At 34.6% G+C, this 17,643-nt stretch carries 17 protein-coding genes and 1 pseudogene; 6 read left to right on the top strand and 12 right to left on the bottom strand.

The genetic code is table 11. The annotated features are described in order from the left end of the window. Positions 1 to 3: 3 nt before the first annotated feature. The 8 genes from fdx to AOY20_RS12005 all read right to left on the bottom strand — a co-directional run bounded on the left by fdx (position 4) and on the right by AOY20_RS12005 (position 6,183). Positions 4 to 342, bottom strand: a complete 339-nt coding sequence (gene fdx / locus AOY20_RS12040; protein ID WP_054582088.1) for an ISC system 2Fe-2S type ferredoxin — start codon at positions 340 to 342, stop codon at positions 4 to 6. Positions 343 to 358: 16 nt separating this feature from the next. Then, on the bottom strand, positions 359 to 2,218 hold the full coding sequence (hscA, locus tag AOY20_RS12035; RefSeq protein ID WP_054582087.1) for a Fe-S protein assembly chaperone HscA: 1,860 nt from the start codon (positions 2,216 to 2,218) through the stop codon (positions 359 to 361). Positions 2,219 to 2,258: 40 nt separating this feature from the next. Further along, positions 2,259 to 2,774 (bottom strand): Fe-S protein assembly co-chaperone HscB, encoded by a 516-nt coding sequence (gene hscB / locus AOY20_RS12030; protein WP_054582086.1) that lies wholly within the window; start codon positions 2,772 to 2,774, stop codon positions 2,259 to 2,261. A 98-nt stretch (positions 2,775 to 2,872) separates the two neighbouring features. After that, positions 2,873 to 3,193 carry an iron-sulfur cluster assembly protein IscA gene (iscA, locus tag AOY20_RS12025; protein WP_054582085.1) on the bottom strand — a complete coding sequence of 107 codons (321 nt, stop codon included), beginning with the start codon at positions 3,191 to 3,193 and terminating at the stop codon, positions 2,873 to 2,875. A gap of 32 nt (positions 3,194 to 3,225) precedes the next feature. Next, positions 3,226 to 3,612, bottom strand: coding sequence for a Fe-S cluster assembly scaffold IscU (gene iscU, locus AOY20_RS12020; RefSeq protein ID WP_054582084.1), 387 nt, complete (start codon positions 3,610 to 3,612; stop codon positions 3,226 to 3,228). A 105-nt stretch (positions 3,613 to 3,717) separates the two neighbouring features. Next, positions 3,718 to 4,935, bottom strand: coding sequence for an IscS subfamily cysteine desulfurase (locus AOY20_RS12015; RefSeq protein WP_054582083.1), 1,218 nt, complete (start codon positions 4,933 to 4,935; stop codon positions 3,718 to 3,720). Position 4,936: 1 nt separating this feature from the next. Beyond that, the gene (locus tag AOY20_RS12010) at positions 4,937 to 5,410 is read right to left on the bottom strand and encodes an Rrf2 family transcriptional regulator (protein WP_054582082.1); all 474 of its coding nucleotides are present in this window, start codon (positions 5,408 to 5,410) and stop codon (positions 4,937 to 4,939) included. Positions 5,411 to 5,544: 134 nt separating this feature from the next. Then, positions 5,545 to 6,183: a hypothetical protein gene (locus AOY20_RS12005; RefSeq protein WP_054582081.1), complete on the bottom strand. Its 639-nt coding sequence runs from the start codon at positions 6,181 to 6,183 to the stop codon at positions 5,545 to 5,547. A 277-nt stretch (positions 6,184 to 6,460) separates the two neighbouring features. Between AOY20_RS12005 and AOY20_RS12000 the strand changes: the two genes are divergently transcribed. From AOY20_RS12000 to AOY20_RS11990, 3 genes are all read left to right on the top strand, one after another. Continuing rightward, on the top strand, positions 6,461 to 6,835 hold the full coding sequence (locus AOY20_RS12000) for a phasin family protein (RefSeq protein ID WP_054582080.1): 375 nt from the start codon (positions 6,461 to 6,463) through the stop codon (positions 6,833 to 6,835). A 172-nt stretch (positions 6,836 to 7,007) separates the two neighbouring features. Then, positions 7,008 to 7,280 carry an HU family DNA-binding protein gene (locus tag AOY20_RS11995; protein WP_054582079.1) on the top strand — a complete coding sequence of 91 codons (273 nt, stop codon included), beginning with the start codon at positions 7,008 to 7,010 and terminating at the stop codon, positions 7,278 to 7,280. A 126-nt stretch (positions 7,281 to 7,406) separates the two neighbouring features. Beyond that, complete coding sequence (locus AOY20_RS11990; RefSeq protein ID WP_054582078.1) at positions 7,407 to 9,284, top strand: SurA N-terminal domain-containing protein; 1,878 nt, start codon at positions 7,407 to 7,409, stop codon at positions 9,282 to 9,284. Between the two features lie 58 nt (positions 9,285 to 9,342). Here the strand turns inward: AOY20_RS11990 and AOY20_RS11985 are convergent, their stop codons facing one another. Next, a complete protein-coding gene (locus AOY20_RS11985) occupies positions 9,343 to 10,215 on the bottom strand; it encodes a DUF2797 domain-containing protein (RefSeq protein ID WP_054582077.1) in 873 nt (290 codons plus the stop codon). 30 nt (positions 10,216 to 10,245) lie between these two features. Between AOY20_RS11985 and AOY20_RS11980 the strand changes: the two genes are divergently transcribed. Continuing rightward, complete coding sequence (locus AOY20_RS11980; RefSeq protein ID WP_054582076.1) at positions 10,246 to 10,716, top strand: DUF6231 family protein; 471 nt, start codon at positions 10,246 to 10,248, stop codon at positions 10,714 to 10,716. A gap of 62 nt (positions 10,717 to 10,778) precedes the next feature. Here AOY20_RS11980 and AOY20_RS11975 read toward each other — a convergent pair whose 3' ends face one another. The 3 genes and pseudogenes from AOY20_RS11975 to exaC all read right to left on the bottom strand — a co-directional run bounded on the left by AOY20_RS11975 (position 10,779) and on the right by exaC (position 14,003). Next, the gene (locus AOY20_RS11975; RefSeq protein ID WP_054582075.1) at positions 10,779 to 11,882 is read right to left on the bottom strand and encodes a porin; all 1,104 of its coding nucleotides are present in this window, start codon (positions 11,880 to 11,882) and stop codon (positions 10,779 to 10,781) included. A gap of 197 nt (positions 11,883 to 12,079) precedes the next feature. Beyond that, positions 12,080 to 12,248 (bottom strand): annotated as a pseudogene (locus AOY20_RS15180) (IS3 family transposase); the annotation flags it as partial. A gap of 243 nt (positions 12,249 to 12,491) precedes the next feature. Further along, positions 12,492 to 14,003 (bottom strand): acetaldehyde dehydrogenase ExaC, encoded by a 1,512-nt coding sequence (exaC, locus tag AOY20_RS11970; protein WP_054582074.1) that lies wholly within the window; start codon positions 14,001 to 14,003, stop codon positions 12,492 to 12,494. 283 nt (positions 14,004 to 14,286) lie between these two features. On the opposite strand from exaC, the gene AOY20_RS11965 reads away from it, so the two are divergent. Together AOY20_RS11965 and AOY20_RS11960 are read left to right on the top strand one after the other, a co-directional pair. Then, positions 14,287 to 15,465 carry a sigma-54-dependent transcriptional regulator family protein gene (locus AOY20_RS11965; protein WP_054582073.1) on the top strand — a complete coding sequence of 393 codons (1,179 nt, stop codon included), beginning with the start codon at positions 14,287 to 14,289 and terminating at the stop codon, positions 15,463 to 15,465. 127 nt (positions 15,466 to 15,592) lie between these two features. Next, on the top strand, positions 15,593 to 17,578 hold the full coding sequence (locus AOY20_RS11960; RefSeq protein WP_054582072.1) for a hypothetical protein: 1,986 nt from the start codon (positions 15,593 to 15,595) through the stop codon (positions 17,576 to 17,578). Positions 17,579 to 17,643 lie beyond the last annotated feature (65 nt).

The following is a 17,643-nucleotide window of genomic DNA, read 5'->3' as shown; positions in this document are numbered from 1 at the left end:
TAATTAGTGATTTTCAGAAGCATGGTTGATTGTATATTTAGGAATTTCGACTTCTAAATCTGTATCAACAATTTTAACTTGGCATGATAAGCGCGAGTCTGGTTCTAAGCCCCAGGCACGATCAAGTAAGTCTGCTTCTACATCATTCATTTCTTCAAGGTTATCAAAACCTTTACGGACAATAACGTGGCAAGTTGTACAAGCACATGACATATCACATGCATGTTCAATTTTAATGCCATTTTTTAGCATGCTTTCGCAAAGGTTAGCATTTTGCTCAACTTCAAACTCAGCACCTTCAGGGCAAATTTGCGCATGTGGAAGAATTTTAATACGAGGCATAGTCTTTACCTATAAATTAGTTTGAGTTTGACCAATCTTCAAGTTTTGTGCCTTTTAATGCAGCATCGATATGTTGATTCATTCGAAGTGCAGCAAAAGCATCACTATAAACTTTTAATTGTTCAACAGCTCTTTCAATGGCATCAATTTGATTAGATTCTAATTCATTAATTAATGCTGTTTTAGCTGTATTTAGTTTGTTGAGTTGAATTTCTGAAAGAAGTTTAGCATCAACTTTAAGTGCTTGCTCTAAGGCTTCTAATTCGCGTTGAGCCTCGACCTTGGTTTCATTCAAGTGACGTAGCTGTTTATCTTCTTCGGCATACTTGAAGCCATCTAAAAGTAAACGTTCTGTATCACTTTCAGATAAACCATATGATGGTTTAATGTCAATTTGAGCATGTACACCAGAAGTTGTTTCTTTTGCAGATACTGTTAGTAAGCCATCGGCATCAACTTGGAATGTCACTTCAATTCTAGCTTGACCAGCTGTCATTGATGGGATGCCACGTAGAACGAAGCGTCCTAAGCTACGACAATGTTCAACTAAATCACGTTCACCTTGTACAACATGAATGAGCATGGCAGTTTGACCATCTTGATATGTTGTAAACTCTTGACGACGTGCAACTGGAATAGCTGTGTTACGTGAAATTAAACGCTCGACTAAGCCACCCATTGTTTCTAAGCCTAGTGAAAGTGGTGTAACATCAAGCAGCAGAGCACCGTCGGTGGTATTTCCGATTAATTGGTTTGCTGTGATTGATGCACCAATTGCAACAACTTCATCTGGATTAATTGTACAAAGAGGTTCTTGGTTAAACGTTTCACGCACAATATTTTGCACAGCATAAGATCGCGTTGAGCCACCAACAAGAACAACATTCTCGATATCTGAAAGCTCTAATTTTGCATCACGTAAAACACGTTTACATACACTAATTGTTTTATCGAGAGCAATTTTAATAATGCTTTCAAAGGTAGGGCGATCAAGAGTTAATGACTGTTCTAAAAATTGTAATTGTATAGATTCTTGAGTTGTTAAAGCCTCTTTTGCTTTACGTGCTGCAACAAGAACATGTGAATATTCAGTGTCATTTAAAGATTCAACAAGCAATTGTTTTTTAGCCCATTTAACAATAAGGCGATCTAAATCATCTCCACCAAGCGCAGTATGCCCACCTGTTGCAAGAACTTCAAATACACCTTGTGAAAAACGTAAAACTGAAATGTCAAATGTACCACCACCTAAATCATAGATAACATAATTTCGATCAGTCATTAGATTTGTTGCTTGATCTAAACCATAAGCAACAGCAGCGGCAGTAGGTTCATTGAGTAAACGAAGAACATTTAATCCAGCAAGCTGAGCCGCATCTCGTGTAGCTTGGCGTTGAGCTTCATCAAAATAAGCAGGGACAGTAATTACTGCACCATTTACTGGATTTTTAAGGCTTTCTTCAGCACGTTCTTTGAGTTGCTTTAGAATTTCTGCTGAAATTTCAACAGGTGTTTTACGACCTTGAGTTGTTTCAAAAGCTGGCATTTGATTATCTTCACCAACAAGTTGGTAAGGATGTTGAAATTTAATATCTGCTTTTGAGCGACCCATAAAGCGCTTAACCGAAACAATCGTATTTTTAGGATCGTTTGTTATAAACGGTTTTGCAGCCTCACCATAATGAGTGGTATTTTTATCGTAATGGACGATAGATGGAAGTAACACCTGACCTTGTTCGTCATTCAAAACTTTGGGCTGACCAGAGAGAATCGTAGCAACCAAAGAATGGGTGGTACCTAAATCGATACCGATTGCAATACGATGTTCATGTGGTGCACTTGATTGACCAGGTTCTGCAATTTGCAAGAGCGCCATTGTGTTACATCCTTAGAAACTAAATAAAACAAATATACAATTAAAAATCATCGTCTAAATCAAAGCTATCATCATCTAATAGACGATCTTCGGCTTTTTCAATATCGGCCATTACTTTTACGAAGAAACGTAATTTTCGAACGGTATCGCGTGCTTCAGCCCAATCATCTTCGGCATAATCAATTTTAAATTCACGTGATAGACCATCAATCCATTGCTGAACTTCAAGTTTTAAAGAATTGAGTTCCTCGCTGCTTCTAGCATCTTCAAGTTGCTCACGTATTTCAAGTGCATCTTGTAGAAACTCAAAGTCACTGATTGATTGATCTAGATGAAAATCTTGTTTTTTGAGTTTTAGTAAATATCCAGCACGGCTATCAATATTTGATAAGGCTTTATATGCTTGATTGATTTCACTCGATTTAATTAAAGCTTGATCTTTATTTTCAGCTTTATCTGGGTGATATTGTTGTTGCAGTTTTAAAAATTCAGATTTTAATACTGCTAAATCAATATCAAGTGAGGCTGGAAGATTAAATAACTCAAAATGATTCATGAAAAATTGATCCACAATATTGTGAAAAGTAATACGATAAATGCGATTAAAACAGTGTAAAGAACACTGTTTTAATGTGCAATGGGGGAGATGTGTAATTAAACAGTGAAGGACTCACCGCAACCACATTCACCTTTTTTGTTTGGATTATTGAATTCGAAACCTTCATTTAAGCCGTTTTTAACATAGTCCATTTCTAGACCTTCTAGGTAAACTAAGCTTTTTGGATCTACGAAAACTTTTACTCCAAATTGTTCGAAAACTTCATCATGTGCATCAGTTTCATCGACAAACTCAAGCACATATGCTAGGCCAGAACAGCCAGAAGTTTTCACACCCACGCGAATACCTTCACCCTTACCGCGATTCTTTAAGTAATTGCTGATATGAGCTGCAGCATTTTCAGTTAGATGGATCATGAAAACTCCAAAATATTGAGTATGAGACGTAATTAAGCTTTTGCTTTCTTGCTGCGGTAGTCTTCAACCGCGGCTTTGATTGCATCTTCTGCAAGCACGGAACAGTGTACTTTTACAGGAGGTAAAGCAAGTTCATTAGCAATATCAATATTTTTAATTGCTTGAGCTTCGTCTAGGGTTTTACCTTTTAACCACTCTGTTACAAGTGAACTAGATGCAATTGCTGAACCACATCCGTAAGTTTTAAAGCGTGCTTCTTCAATAACACCAGAGTCATTTACTTGAATTTGTAGACGCATTACGTCACCACAAGCTGGTGCACCGACCATACCTGTACCAACATTTTCAGCATTTTTATCTAAAACACCAACGTTACGTGGGTTTTCATAATGATCAATTACTTTTTCGCTATAAGCCATTTTGCTTCTCCAAACCTCGGGGTCAGCCTATATATAAAATATGGGGATGAGTGTGTATTTTATAAAGGGTAAGTTAAGATCTAACTTACCACTTTTAGTGGGTACTTAGTGTTCAGCCCACTCAACGCTTGCAAGGTCAATACCTTCTTTATACATATCCCAAAGCGGAGAAAGTTCACGTAATTTCTCAACTGCAGCTTGAGTAATGTTTAACACATGATCAATGTCTTCTTCGGTTGTATATTTACCAAAACTGAAGCGGATTGAGCTATGTGCTAGTTCATCAGAGAGACCTAGTGCGCGAAGTACATAAGAAGGTTCTAATGTTGCAGATGTACATGCTGAACCTGATGATACAGCAGCATCTTTTAATGCCATCATCAAAGATTCACCTTCGACAAAGTTGAAGCTTATATTTAAATAATTAGCAACATTGTATGTTGGGTGACCATTCAAGAATACTTGTTCCATTGAATTTAAGCCATTCCAAAGCTTGTCACGTAATACACGCAAACGTGTTTGCTCAGCTTCAAGGTTTTTGCCTGCTAGTTCAAAAGCCTCACCCATACCAACGATTTGGTGTGTTGCTAATGTACCAGAACGCATACCACGCTCATGACCACCACCATGCATTTGTGCTTTAAGACGAACACGTGGTGAACGACGTACAAATAATGCACCAATGCCTTTAGGGCCATAAATTTTGTGAGCTGAGAAGCTCATTAAATCAATTTTCATAGTTGAAAGATCAATTTCAACTTTACCCGCAGCTTGTGCAGCATCAACGTGGAAGAAAATTTTATTTGCACGTGTGATTTCACCAATTGCAGCAACATCTGTCACAGTACCAATTTCATTGTTAACCATCATTAATGAAACAAGAATTGTATCTGGACGAATAGCAGCTTGAACCATTTCTGGTGTGATTAGACCAGTTTGTGGTTGCGGCTCAAGGTAAGTAATCTCAAAACCTTCTTCTTCAAGCTCACGACAAGTATCTAAAATTGCTTTATGTTCAATTTTACTCGTAATAATGTGTTTGCCTTTAGAAGCGTAAAATTGTGCAACGCCTTTAAGTGCTAGATTGTCTGATTCTGTTGCACCAGAAGTCCATACGATTTCACGAGGATCTGCTTTGATAAGATTTGCAACTTGTTCACGGGCATATTCAACTTTTTCTTCTGCTTGCCAGCCATATGCATGAGAACGAGAAGCCGCATTACCAAAAGTGCCATCAAATGTTAAACACTCCATCATGCGTTCTGCAACTTGAGGGTCTACAGGAGTTGTTGCTGCATAATCAAGATAAATTGGGCGTTTCATTTCAAATACCTGTAACCGATAATAAATCTGAATCTAAAGGAGCTGAATTTTGGCGAATAGCAACGGTTTGTACGTTGTCTCGTGCTACGAGATCAGCAAGCGTGATTTTTGCTAAATAATCGGCAATGTGGTGGGAGAGTTCATGCCATAAATCATGTGTTAAGCACATTGCACCATTTTGACAATTGCCTTTATGATCACAACGAGTAGCATTAACAGTTTCATTTACAGCTTCAATGATTTCTAATACTGTAATTTCATGTGCACCTTTAGCAAGATGGTAACCACCATTTGCACCTCGAATACTAGATACAAGGCCATGACGCTTAAGTTTGGCAAATAACTGCTCTAGGTAGGCAACGGAAATCGTTTGACGGGTTGCAATTTCTGCAAGAGTAATCGTTTGTTCAGTTGGCTGCAAAGCTAGATCAAGTAGAGCAGTCACTGCGTAACGACCGCGAGTAGTTAGGCGCATGATTCGATACACATGGGTTAGACTAGATGACTTGATTTTATGAATCCTGACTAAATTAGTCAAGTTTTTTATTTGTGCTTAATTGATTTAATTTTAAGAGGATATAAACAAGAAATGAAATAAATGTATACTATTTAAATAGTATACATTAAAAGCACTACTAAAAGCACAATTATTATAGATATATAAACATAATTTATGATTTTTTGATTGCGTTCAATACGCTTAATTCTATTCTTATATTGTTTAACCTCAATTTCTAAACTATTGATTTTAGAACGTTGGAAGTCAATTTTATCCAATAACGGTGCAATGCGTTTTTCGGAAGAAATAAGATTATCTATATCTGCTGATTGTTTTAGCCATTGCTTCCAATCGGAAAAAACATGGGGGAGACTAAATGAGAGAATTAAATCACGAAATTCATCTTTTAATATGCTGTCACCATCAATACGCATTGCTCGAACACTACGACGGTTAGCAAATACAATAATTTGGATTAGATCCATTAGGGTTGTTCTGACTTCAAGATCAACTTTAATTGGTGGTGTTGTGTCAAAAAGAATACCATGAGAATCAAATTGCATATAAAAATCAAAATAAGGAATGTAACTATTAATCTTAATACTTACTCGGTTATCTACGAATTTTTTTGACTGTAATGCAATTACACGATCATGCTTTAATATAAAAGAAAAAATTGTTTCAAAAACAATTAAAATAGTCGTAAGCAACAAGTTTGGCACTGTCGTATTTTGTTGCGAATCGCTCATAAATAATCCTTGAAACTGAGAGCGTCCAAATTTTAAAATCATTCAGGACAGAAAATTAATAGCTGTGGTTTTGTAGAACAGTTTTGCAAAAGGCGCAAGTACTAGTTTTGTTATTATAAGTCTAATTTTAATGTTTTTAACAGAAATCTGTTTAAAATAAGTAATAAAGAACAAATAAATGAGAGGTAATCTTAAGTAGGATTAGATTTATAACAAAATTCTTCAAAAAAATATGCATAATATTTAAAAAAAATTAGATGAAATGGAGATTAAAATATTGAACGGTCAAAAACGTCTAGATTTTAAGAAATATACAAAACAAATATGGCTAGCTGGTCTTGGTGCCTTTTCTAAGGCAGAAGGTGAAGGAAGTCGTTTATTTGACTCTTTGGTGAAGAGTGGAGCTGAGTTGGAGGCAAAAACCAATCAATTATTTGGAGTAAGTAAGAATAAGCAAACACCATCACAAAGCCTAAGTTTTGAGCATAATCAACAAATAGAAAGTGCGGTTCAACAGCCAGTTAGTAATTTGAAATGTCTTAATGTTCAAGAGTTGCAAGAACTACAAAAAATGGTATTGGAGTTGCATAAAAAAGTAGATATTTTGATGGAAGGAAATCAAGATTTTATAAAAGATTTCGATAAAAAATGAGTTATTTTAACTCCGAGTACGCTTTTATTCGGTTTTTTTCAATTTATTTTGTATAAAACAACATGCTAAGTATTGCTTTTATGCTCAAAGCATTGCTATAAAGGCACTACGGTAATTCAAATTAAATCTTTGGACCTTGCTTAAATAAACGAATTAAGAGGATGAAATCTTCATGAATAAATCAGAATTAATTGATGCGATTGCAGAAAAAGGGGGATTGTCTAAGACTGATGCTGGAAAAGCCTTAGACGCTACAATTGCTTCAATTTCAGAAGCTTTAAAATCAGGCGATACGGTTACTCTAGTTGGTTTTGGTACTTTCAGTGTTAAAGAGCGTGCTGCTCGTACTGGACGCAATCCACAAACTGGCGCAACTTTACAGATTGAAGCGAGTAAAGTGCCAAGCTTTAAAGCTGGTAAAGGCTTAAAAGATGCGGTTGCATAATTTTTAAGTCATTAGAACGCGCCCTGTGGCGCGTTTTTTTATTAAACCTATAAATTAGTGGTTGGAACCATTCATTCACTTAATGTTTTCAGGTAGAATCTCGCTAAAATAAAATTTGGAATACTTATGGAATCTTTTCGTAGACTTATTAAGGGTTGGTTTGGCAAAGTATTGCTCGTCTTATTTTTAGCTCTCTTTGCTCTGGTTGGTATGGAAGGTATTTTTGGTACCCAACAGAATTCCGATACGATAGAGACTGTAAATGGTCAACCAATTTCTAAAAAAGAATTAGAACAGTGGACAAATGCTCTTAAGCAGCAATATTTAAAAGAAGTTAATAGTGATGAAACTTTATTAAATCAGTCATTTATTCAAGAAAAAGCACTCGATTATATTGTTGCTCGTATCTTACTTCTTGATCAAGCGAAGAAATTAGGAATGTCTTTAAGTGATGTTCAGATTGAAGCGATGATTCAACAACAGCCAAGTTTTCAGTCAAATGGTCAATTCTCTAAAGAGTTATTTGCTCAATACTTAAGAAACCAAGGTGTTCCAGATAGTGAATCATTTATTGCTGGAATCCGTCAAGATCATGCATTAAAAATGATTTCTTCAACTTTTCTGAATTATCCATTAGTGAGCAAATTAGATGTTCAGCAAATTGCAGATTTGCAAACTGAGCAACGTACTTTGCACTTGGCAAGCATTAATCTTGATAAATATAAGAAAGGAATCACTGTAACTCCTAAGGAAATCCAAGATTATTACAATAAGCATTCTCAAGCATTAAAACAGATTGAAAGTGTTGATGTTGATTTTATTGAAATTTCACCTTCAAATGTTGCAACTAATAATGAGGCACCAACTGAGGTAGAATTACAACAAGCTTACCAAAAATTTGTAGATACACTTAAAGCAAATGCAAAACCAATAGTTAATCAAATTTTGGTGGCACAAGATGGTCGTACTGAAGCGCAGGCAAAAGAACGTGCTGAAGCAGCTTATGCTGAATTAAGTCAGGGTGCCTCATTTTCATCAATTGCAGCCAAGTATTCAGATGATCCACTTTCTAAAAATAGCGGTGGTACATTAGCTGCTTATGAAAAAGGTGCATTTGGCGAAGTTTTTGATAAAACTGTAGAAAGTCTTCAGAACGGTCAAACATCAAAACCTGTAAAAACACAGTATGGTTATCAGATTATTCAAGTTCAAGCACCCAAAGTAGATGTTCCTTCTTTTGAAAGTAAGCAAGCTGAATTAATTGCTCAAGTTACAGAGTCTAAAGCACAAAATGCTTTTTCTGATGCAGTTAATGGCTTGAATGAACTTGTTGTAAGTAATGATGCACTTGATGTAGTTTCTCAAGAAATTAAAGGAACTCAAGTTCAGACTGTAAATAAGTTGTATTTAGGTTCACAGCATCCAATATTAAGTCATCCTAGTGTTAAAGCAAAATTGTTTAATGAGGATGTACGAAATGGTGATCGTAATGCATCAAGCAGTATTCAACTTGAAAATGGAAACATTGTTTGGGTAAAAGTACGCTCTTACCATCCAGCTGGTGTTCAGACTTTAGCGGAAGCAACTCCTCGTATTAAAAAGAAAATTATTGAAGAAAAAGCTTTAAATGCTGCCAAAGCTGAAATTAGTAAAACTTTAGCTGAATTTAAAACACAGCCAGCATCTAAGGTACTTACTCAATCAAACCTTCGATTTGAAAATGCAGGTCAGTTTACTCGTGAAAAATTGATGCCAGAAGTTGAAAAGGTTGCATTCAGTCTGCCGACACCTAAGCAAGGTATGTGGTCGGTATCTACAGCATCTCTTCCAAATGAATTGATTGTTGTTGCTGTATCTAATGTCAATCATGATTTTGCAAAGGATTTACAGCCTGATGAATTGAAAGGTTTGCAACAAACTTATGCCCAGTTGCGTGGTCAACAAGAATTGGAAGCTTATACGCAATATTTAAAATCTCATGCAAAAATCAAGAAAAATGATTAAGCGATGAGTAAAAAAGCCAGCTTAATGCTGGCTTTTTTTATATTTTATTTTGATGTTTTTATTCACCACGAATTTTGATTTCATAGCCAGTATACTTTCGAATATTGATAACACCTGTATCCAATATTAAATACTGTCCTTTAATTCCTTGTAACTTTCCACGAATTGTAGGTGTTTTATCTAAATTGTGAGATTTGATCTTCTCAGGATATTGTTCAACTGGATAAATAAATTCACGAGCTAATTCATTATCTAATAACTCAATATTTTCATTAAATTCTAGATTTTGACTAAATTCATCTCGAATAGATTGAATTTTGGGTGCAAATTCTTCGATGAGCTGATTTTTAATCTCAACAAGATTAAGCGGTTCTGCTTCACCTTTGAGTAGTTTTCGCCAATCTGTTTTGTCTGCAACTTGTGTACCAAACATGGTTTCAAGCTGGCCAGATAATCTACGAGAACCAACTTTCATAATAGGCAGTGCTTGGGTTGCACCTTGGTCTAGCCAACGTGTAGGCATTTGTCCAAGTCGTGTAATACCTACTTTAAGGGCACTTGAATTTGCTAAATAAACAATATGGGGCTGAAAGCAAACATCATGAGCAAAACTATCTTCACGGCACGTTCCTAAATGATAGTGACATGTCTCAGGTTTCATAATACACATATCGCAAGAAGCTTTTGTTTTAAAACATTTAAAACAATGTCCCTGAGAAAATGATTTATTTGTTTTATTTCCACATGAAATACAATATATTTTTCCAGTCCATTCAATTTCAACTTCTTGACCTAGTGCAAAGGGAAGATCAAATTCAGATTGGTCCAAAATCAATTTATATTCAACATTTGCTTTGTGCGTCTGATGATCAGTTACACTAATGTCTGTGAGGCCTGCACGCATTTTGTGGCAAATGCCTTGTAATTCCATAAGATACTCACTCAAAATAAGGATGCGGTTATGGCTGAGTTAAATGTCATCACTTCTATGCTAGACGATTTATTCAAAGAACAGCCAATTCAGACCGCATTATGTATTGGTCAAAACTTAGAACAATACGTTCATCATCATTCAATTCAATGGCAGTATTTTAGCGTATCTGAATTATTAAATCTGCCTTTCACACGGCGATATGATTTAGCAATTGTATTATTAGATGTGGATACAATTGAAAATATTGAAGAGTCAGAAAAAACTCAATTTTTAGTGAAATTAAGAGATTTATTCGCAAAGCGTATTATTGTGGTAAGCAGATTGGAAGATGAGAAGCTTTTAAGATCTTTGGGTTTTACACAGTTAATTGATAAAACGACTCATGAACAAAATTTTGCATTATGGCAATTTAATATTTTGACTTATAAGCACATACCAGATTGGTTTAATTCAAAATTTTGGGCAAACCCTGAAAATTGGGATAAATTTCGTTGGTAAGAGGTATTAATGCAATAAAAGTCACAATAATTGTGACTTTTATATTTATATTTGGTTTTATATTAAAAGTCGTAGCGTAAACCAAGTGAAAGAGCAAGTGCATTGTCATTAGATGAATTGACACCTTGACTACTACCTGGAGCATTACTTCTTGCTTGGTTCCAAGGGACTAAATTAGCATTTTCTTCATTAATCATACTGGCAAGATTTGCATAGATACGAACAGCAGGATCGAGTTTGTGTTCAAAGCCAGCCACAAGTAATGTGGAATTCATTTTGTCTGCATCTACATCTCTATAAAAAACTTGCCCTCGAATAGAAGTTTTTTCAGTTAGTTTGTAATCTGCTGCTATACCATAAACATTTGCATCGGCATTGCGAAGTTGGTCTTTAGGTGATAGACCTTCTAAGTTATTTTTATCTAAACTTGTATATTGGTAAAAGCCAGCTAATTTTATTTCTGGTGTGATTTTATAAGATCCCGCTAACCGAAAGCCATCTCGTTTTCCACGGCTCGCATTTTCTTGGTAATGTTCATATGCTGTTGCAATATTTACAGATCCTTTTTTATAGTTAAGACCTAGATCATAAGCTTTTGATTTTTTGTTTGGAGCATTGGTTTCATCATCATAAATCATGGTGGTGTTATGAAGTGATAATGCACCTACGACATTGAAGCTATCTGCAAATGCTGGGGATGTATATTCAATTGTATTGGGGTTTCTTTCATCGAATCTATGGTTATATGCACGTGTAATTGTACGTAAGTCCCCAACCATATCACCAAAAAAGTTTGCAGGTCCACGAGCGGCTTTAAATGGGCTGTCGAAGCGCCCAACTTTCACTTGTCCAAAATCACCTTTTAAGCCGACAAAGGTATCACGCGTAGAGAAGTCCACAGAGTTGTCATCGTCAGATCCGCTTGAAAAGTTAATTTGAGATTCTATTTGTGCAAATGTGGTTAAACCATTTTTTAATTGTTGTTCAGCTTTAAAGCCTAATCGAGATGAGTTAGATGATAAAGCGACTTCTTTATAATCTTTACCATCATTTAAATAATCAAGTGAAACGTGTGCACGACCATAAACTTTGACATCTGCAGCAGATCCAAACATTGGTGTCATAAATATTGCCCCAATTGTAAATGCACATAACGTTTTTTTCATTTCTTACTCCATAGACATTTATTGTTGTCTTTTAAAATTTTCAGAAGCTATTTGATATATCTTCTGAGCTTCGATGGAGCACAGTATTGATGATGAAGAAGTCAGAAATATTAATGTTTGATTTCAGAAATATTAAATCTAAACAGAATCCTATTTATTTAAGCCAATGATTTAATAATTTGAGTTTTTTACTTATTCCAATAGGTCAAGGCTGCGATTAGTAATATTCTGCAAATCACATTAACACCATATAGGTTTTTATTATTGTGAATAGAGTTCATCATTTTGGTGTGGGCGGTGGAGCTCTGCCTAGGCGAAAAAACAGGCTGCTTTGAGAAGAATTTCATTAGTATGCTTTAATTTTTTGGATAATATTTTTCAGGATCAATCACAAGTTGAATAGCCATTTTTCTAATTTTAGGGCTATAGTTTGATTTTTTTCATCGGTCTTGAGAAGCAATGCTTCTTCTCTCAAGAAAAGTTGGATCTTCGACAAACCCGGTAAGGTTCAATGATTATTGCGCATTTAATTTAAATACGCATAATGAGCTACAATAAAAAAACTTGGAGACTAATGAGACGGATGAAGTCTCCAAGTGAAAAGCAGCTCTAGAAGAAGCCAGCTGGCTTTGTTGAATAGCTGACTAATAAATTTTTAGTTTGTTGGTAATGATCTAGCATCATTTTATGGTTCTCACGGCCAATCCCAGATTTTTTGTATCCACCAAAGGCAGCATGTGCAGGATAGATATGGTAACAATTGGTCCATACTCGACCGGCTTGAATTGCACGTCCTGCACGATAAGATGTATGTGCTGAACGAGACCAAACACCTGCACCTAAGCCATAAATGGTGTCATTGGCAATTTTGATGGCATCATCAAAGTTTTTAAATGTGGTGACAGATAATACAGGTCCAAAAATTTCTTCTTGGAAGATTTTCATATCATTAGTACCTTTGAAGATGGTCGGTTCGATATAGAATCCCTCACCAACTTCATGACGATCACCTCCACCAAGTAAGACTTGTGCACCTTCAGAACGACCAGTTGCAATGCATCCTAAAATTTTATCTTGTTGTTCTTGAGAAGCCTGAGCTCCAATCATGGTTGTTGTATCAAGTGGATGACCTGTTTTAATTCGTTTTACACGTTCAACCGCTTTTTCAAGGAATTGATCGGCAATACTTTCTTGAATCAATGCACGAGATGGACAAGTACAAATTTCACCTTGGTTTAATGCAAACATTGCAAAACCTTCAAGTGTTTTATCTAAGAACTCATCTTCTTGAGCTAAAACATCTTCAAAGAAAATATTTGGAGATTTACCACCTAATTCTAATGTGACAGGAATAATATTTTCTGTTGCATATTGCATGATGAGTTGACCAACAGCGGTGGAGCCTGTGAAGGCAATTTTTGAAATACGGGGATTGGTTGCTAAAGGACGCCCAACTTCGACGCCGTAACCATTTACAATATTTAAAATACCAGGTGGTAATAAGTCTTGAATAAGTTCGACAAGAACCAAAATACTAACTGGGGTTTGTTCAGCAGGTTTAAGTACAATACAATTTCCTGCAGCAAGAGCAGGTGCAAGTTTCCATGCCGCCATTAAGATTGGAAAATTCCAAGGAATAATTTGTCCAACGACACCTAATGGCTCATGAAAATGATAGGCGATAGTATCTTCATCAATTTCAGAAATCCCACCTTCTTGAGCACGAATACAACTTGCAAAATAACGGAAATGATCAATACATAAAGGAATATCAGCAGCCAATGTTTCACGAATTGGTTTGCCATTATCCCAAGTTTCAGCCACAGCTAAGAGTTCTAGGTTTTCTTCTAAACGATCGGCAATTTTTAATAATAGATTAGAACGTGTGGTTGCTGAAGTACCATTCCAAGATGCTTTTGCTGCATGAGCAGCATCAAGTGCTAATTCAATATCTTCAGCTGAAGAGCGTGGTACTTTTGTAAATACTTTCCCATCAACAGGTGATATATTATCGAAATATTCCCCTTTTGTTGGTGGAACCCATTTACCCCCAATAAAATTTTCATATTGTTTTTTAAAGTGGATTTTAGCACCTTCAGTATTTGGATCTGCATAACGCATGATATTTCCCTCTTTCAATTATTAGTTTGACATTTTCCTTTGTAATTTTGAGCTTAGATGATTGAAGGTTGGAAAAAGGTTGGTGAGTCACAATTTGACAAATAAGTATCATAAAATTTAAAAAAATTACTTAAATAAATGCTGAAATACAACAAATTTATTGGACTTTTAGATGAAAAATAGGGTAAGTTGAATTGTATAAAACTCATACATATCTAAAAAAATAAAAAATGCTGAGGGTTATTTAAACGAATCGTTAACTCGATAAAAGCAGGATAAAAATATGATAGGACATCGAAATTTAATCAAGATTCGCCAACAAATAGAACGTTTGCGTGAGGGAAGTAGCCGTTCTATTCAACATGCTCATCAAATTAGTCAAAGCATTTTAAGTTCATGGACACGTTCAAAACTTGCAAATATTCCAATTGAACGAAAATCTGCTCCTTTAATTTCAATTGATAAACGACAACCTAATATTTTACAAAGAGCATTACTCAGTTGTCAGGATGAGTTGCAACATATTGCTTCTCAATCTTCAATGGTCGTTGCTGTTGGGGATATTGGCAGTACAATTTTATGGACTGCAGCAAGTAAAAAAATGCAAGTCGCTGCAGAGAATGCTAACTTCATTGAAGGTGGACAGTGGAGTGAGGATGTCGTTGGAACAAATGCATTAGCTTTAACACTTAAAACTCAAAAATCTTGCTGTGTTTTTTCCATGGAGCATTATTTAGAAGCTGTACAAGACTGGGTGTGTTATGCAGCACCTATTATTGATCCATTTTCTAAACAATTGGTTGGTGTTGTTGATTTATCAACAACATGGAAAAGTCATAATAGTTTAGGTGTTTTAGCTGCTGAGCGCTGTGCTTCTATTTTACAGCATAGCCTTATGGATAGTTATCGGGAATATTTATATATTAGAACTTTAAATACACCTCAAATTTCATTAAATGGTCATATTGTAGATTTGACACCAAGACAAATCGAAATTATTTGTATTCTTACTCTTTCTCCTCAAGGAATGAATTTAGAAAATTTACATCATGCACTTTATGGTGATCGTCCCATCAGTATGGGGACTTTAAAAGCAGAAATGTCACAACTTAAAGATATTTTTGGTCAGTTTCTAACATCAAGACCTTACAAATTTAAAATAGATATAGATGCAGATTTTTTACAAATAGAAAAGGCATTGGATGCTGGTTATATCGAAACAGCATTAAAGTTATATCGAGGAGTATTTCTAGTCAAAACGGAAAGCCCATTTTTATGTGCATGGCGTGATTGTTTAGAGTCCCGATTAAGCGAAGCGATTTTTAATTCTAATAATAGTGATATTTTATTAAAACATTTATCTCATTCTCCAGATGCAGTTGATGCAGTAGAGCGGTTAATGGAGCTGATACCTCAACATCATTTAGCACATCAGAATTTACTTAAATATCAAAAAATATAGATCATATTTTGCTGAAAGTCTCGAATGATTGTTATCATGATAAAAGATTGCATCAATGTATCTTCATTTATTAACGAAACATTCGGGTAGATTGAATAAATCTCTTACCTAATAAGAGGTTAGAAAAGTGATTCAACAAAATGGAACTGTTTTGCAAGATATTGCACGGCAATTATTAGAAGTATCTCCTACTGCTAAAAAAATTCATGTTAAGCAGCTAGAGCTATTGGGTTTAAAGGAAAATATAAATTCAGAGCTTGAGCTTTTTGAAATTGTGAATGGTAGACATTGCATTTCATTTTTAAATGGACTCTTTGAAATTAATTTTTTTTTGAATCAAGAAAAACAACCTTTAGTTTTTAGCATTGATAGGACCATTGAAAAATTTAAGACCGAAAAAATAGAGTATTTTTTAGTTAAAAAACTAAACTTTCATTTATCTGATCAGGGGTATCATCGTTCTATAGAATTACGTGAAAAAGCTAAGGAATTAAGAGAGATTATTTTTGATTCGTTGTTAGAGTGGGTGAATGCTGAATATGATGTCATTGAACTCTTAAATGAATTAACTTTATTGCAAGCGCAAAGTTTGGATCATTTATTTATTTTAGAAAAGTTTTATCATCAAAACTTATTAACAGATTATGTTAGTCATCGAAATGTTCTTTCCGATGATTTAATTGAACTGATAAAAAAAGCTTGTCGAATTGACATCATTTATGGTCAAGATATTTTATATTTGCAACAATTCATGCAACAAATAGAGTTGATATGTACACAAGCTGAAATTTTTTTACCACCACCTTTATATAGAGTTTGTGAAGTTTTATTTTTACATCATTTTAATTTGTCTGAATTAGCACATAAGCAAAAAGATATTAAAAAGTTATGGTATCACGCAGAACAGACACCAAATCTTTTAGGCTTTATTCAGTTAATGGATAAATCGTATTGGGGGGAAAGTTATATTTTTGCAAAATCTCATTTTTACTCTAAAAATTCTAAAATTTGGATAAATAGTATTTTACCTCTTCCGATTTTTGATCATAAAAAAGTTGTAAATTGGATATATCGGCAAGATTCTTTAGTTTTAGATTGGTTAAGTCAATATTTACAATACCAAAGCGTTAGAGTATCTGTGACTGCTTTGTCTTTTATTGATTGTAGTCAATATCATCCTAATATTATTTTATCTACATTGCAGTATTTTCAATATGTTGCTGCTCGTATTGTTGTATATAACTTTGCCTATTCTGAAGATGTGTCAAAATGGATTAAAACAGTGACATTAAAAGAACAGCAACAATTTAATTTATCTCAGCCGTCTATTTTATATTTAGATGAGTGGGTAGAATTGATTGGTCGCTATTGTATTGATGATGTTCACAAGTTAAAGAAAATATTTTTAAATTTAAGTCGAATTATGCAAGCTTATATGCAACATTTACAGCTAAAGACTCAGTCTTTATCACATGATTTAATTTATTATATTCAGACTGAAAAACAGCAAGAGAGAAACTTTCATCTTGCTTTGCAGCGTGAAAATATTAAATTGGATGATTTTCGAGAATGTTTTTATTTAAGAGAGCGCCACTTAAGAGAATCTGTATTTTCTTCTTACGTCCGAGATTTTTTACTCGATTATTTAGCTCAACATATTATGATTTCAAAACATATCACATGGCTGGGATTATTTCATAAAGCAGTAAGATGGCACCATCATATTCAAAAAGAAGAAACATTAAAGAAGATCAAAAGTCATTATTCGACTATTATATGGAAGCCCTTTACAAGAGAAAAGCTAGATTTTCTGAATTGGTCCTTTGAAGAGTTAGATCAAATTGAGAAAATAGTTGAAGAGTCGCAAATTTTTCATCATTGTTTGGCAAGTGCTTATATTGAGCAAATGCTGATGCGTACGTATGTTGCATTTCATATGTGGTCAGAGAAATCGAATACACATTTAACTTTAGGTTGCCATGTCAAAGATAATTTTTTAGAGTTTGATCAGTTAGAATATCCTCATAATCAAAAAGCAGAGCCATTATTAGTGGATATTGCTTGTCAATTTATTGACGATTTAAATCGAAAGCGTTCATCAAATATATTTTAGATATATTCTCTAAGTGTACTTCGCTTAACTTTTAGAATAAAAAGCTGTAGGCTATAGCGGTTCTA

The sequence above is a fragment of the Acinetobacter equi genome, assembly GCF_001307195.1.
GTDB classification, from domain to species: domain Bacteria; phylum Pseudomonadota; class Gammaproteobacteria; order Pseudomonadales; family Moraxellaceae; genus Acinetobacter; species Acinetobacter equi.
This window is presented reverse-complemented; position numbering and strand designations above follow the sequence as displayed.

Excerpts from the sequence above, each read along its gene's own strand:
- fdx (WP_054582088.1), bottom strand. The coding sequence starts at position 342 with ATGCCTCGTATTAAAATTCTTCCACATGCGCAAATTTGCCCTGAAGGT.
- hscA (WP_054582087.1), bottom strand. The coding sequence starts at position 2,218 with ATGGCGCTCTTGCAAATTGCAGAACCTGGTCAATCAAGTGCACCACAT.
- hscB (WP_054582086.1), bottom strand. The coding sequence starts at position 2,774 with ATGAATCATTTTGAGTTATTTAATCTTCCAGCCTCACTTGATATTGAT.
- iscA (WP_054582085.1), bottom strand. The coding sequence starts at position 3,193 with ATGATCCATCTAACTGAAAATGCTGCAGCTCATATCAGCAATTACTTA.
- iscU (WP_054582084.1), bottom strand. The coding sequence starts at position 3,612 with ATGGCTTATAGCGAAAAAGTAATTGATCATTATGAAAACCCACGTAAC.
- AOY20_RS12015 (WP_054582083.1), bottom strand. The coding sequence starts at position 4,935 with ATGAAACGCCCAATTTATCTTGATTATGCAGCAACAACTCCTGTAGAC.
- AOY20_RS12010 (WP_054582082.1), bottom strand. The coding sequence starts at position 5,410 with ATGCGCCTAACTACTCGCGGTCGTTACGCAGTGACTGCTCTACTTGAT.
- AOY20_RS12005 (WP_054582081.1), bottom strand. The coding sequence starts at position 6,183 with ATGAGCGATTCGCAACAAAATACGACAGTGCCAAACTTGTTGCTTACG.
- AOY20_RS11995 (WP_054582079.1), top strand. The coding sequence starts at position 7,008 with ATGAATAAATCAGAATTAATTGATGCGATTGCAGAAAAAGGGGGATTG.
- AOY20_RS11990 (WP_054582078.1), top strand. The coding sequence starts at position 7,407 with ATGGAATCTTTTCGTAGACTTATTAAGGGTTGGTTTGGCAAAGTATTG.
- AOY20_RS11985 (WP_054582077.1), bottom strand. The coding sequence starts at position 10,215 with ATGGAATTACAAGGCATTTGCCACAAAATGCGTGCAGGCCTCACAGAC.
- AOY20_RS11980 (WP_054582076.1), top strand. The coding sequence starts at position 10,246 with ATGGCTGAGTTAAATGTCATCACTTCTATGCTAGACGATTTATTCAAA.
- AOY20_RS11975 (WP_054582075.1), bottom strand. The coding sequence starts at position 11,882 with ATGAAAAAAACGTTATGTGCATTTACAATTGGGGCAATATTTATGACA.
- exaC (WP_054582074.1), bottom strand. The coding sequence starts at position 14,003 with ATGCGTTATGCAGATCCAAATACTGAAGGTGCTAAAATCCACTTTAAA.
- AOY20_RS11965 (WP_054582073.1), top strand. The coding sequence starts at position 14,287 with ATGATAGGACATCGAAATTTAATCAAGATTCGCCAACAAATAGAACGT.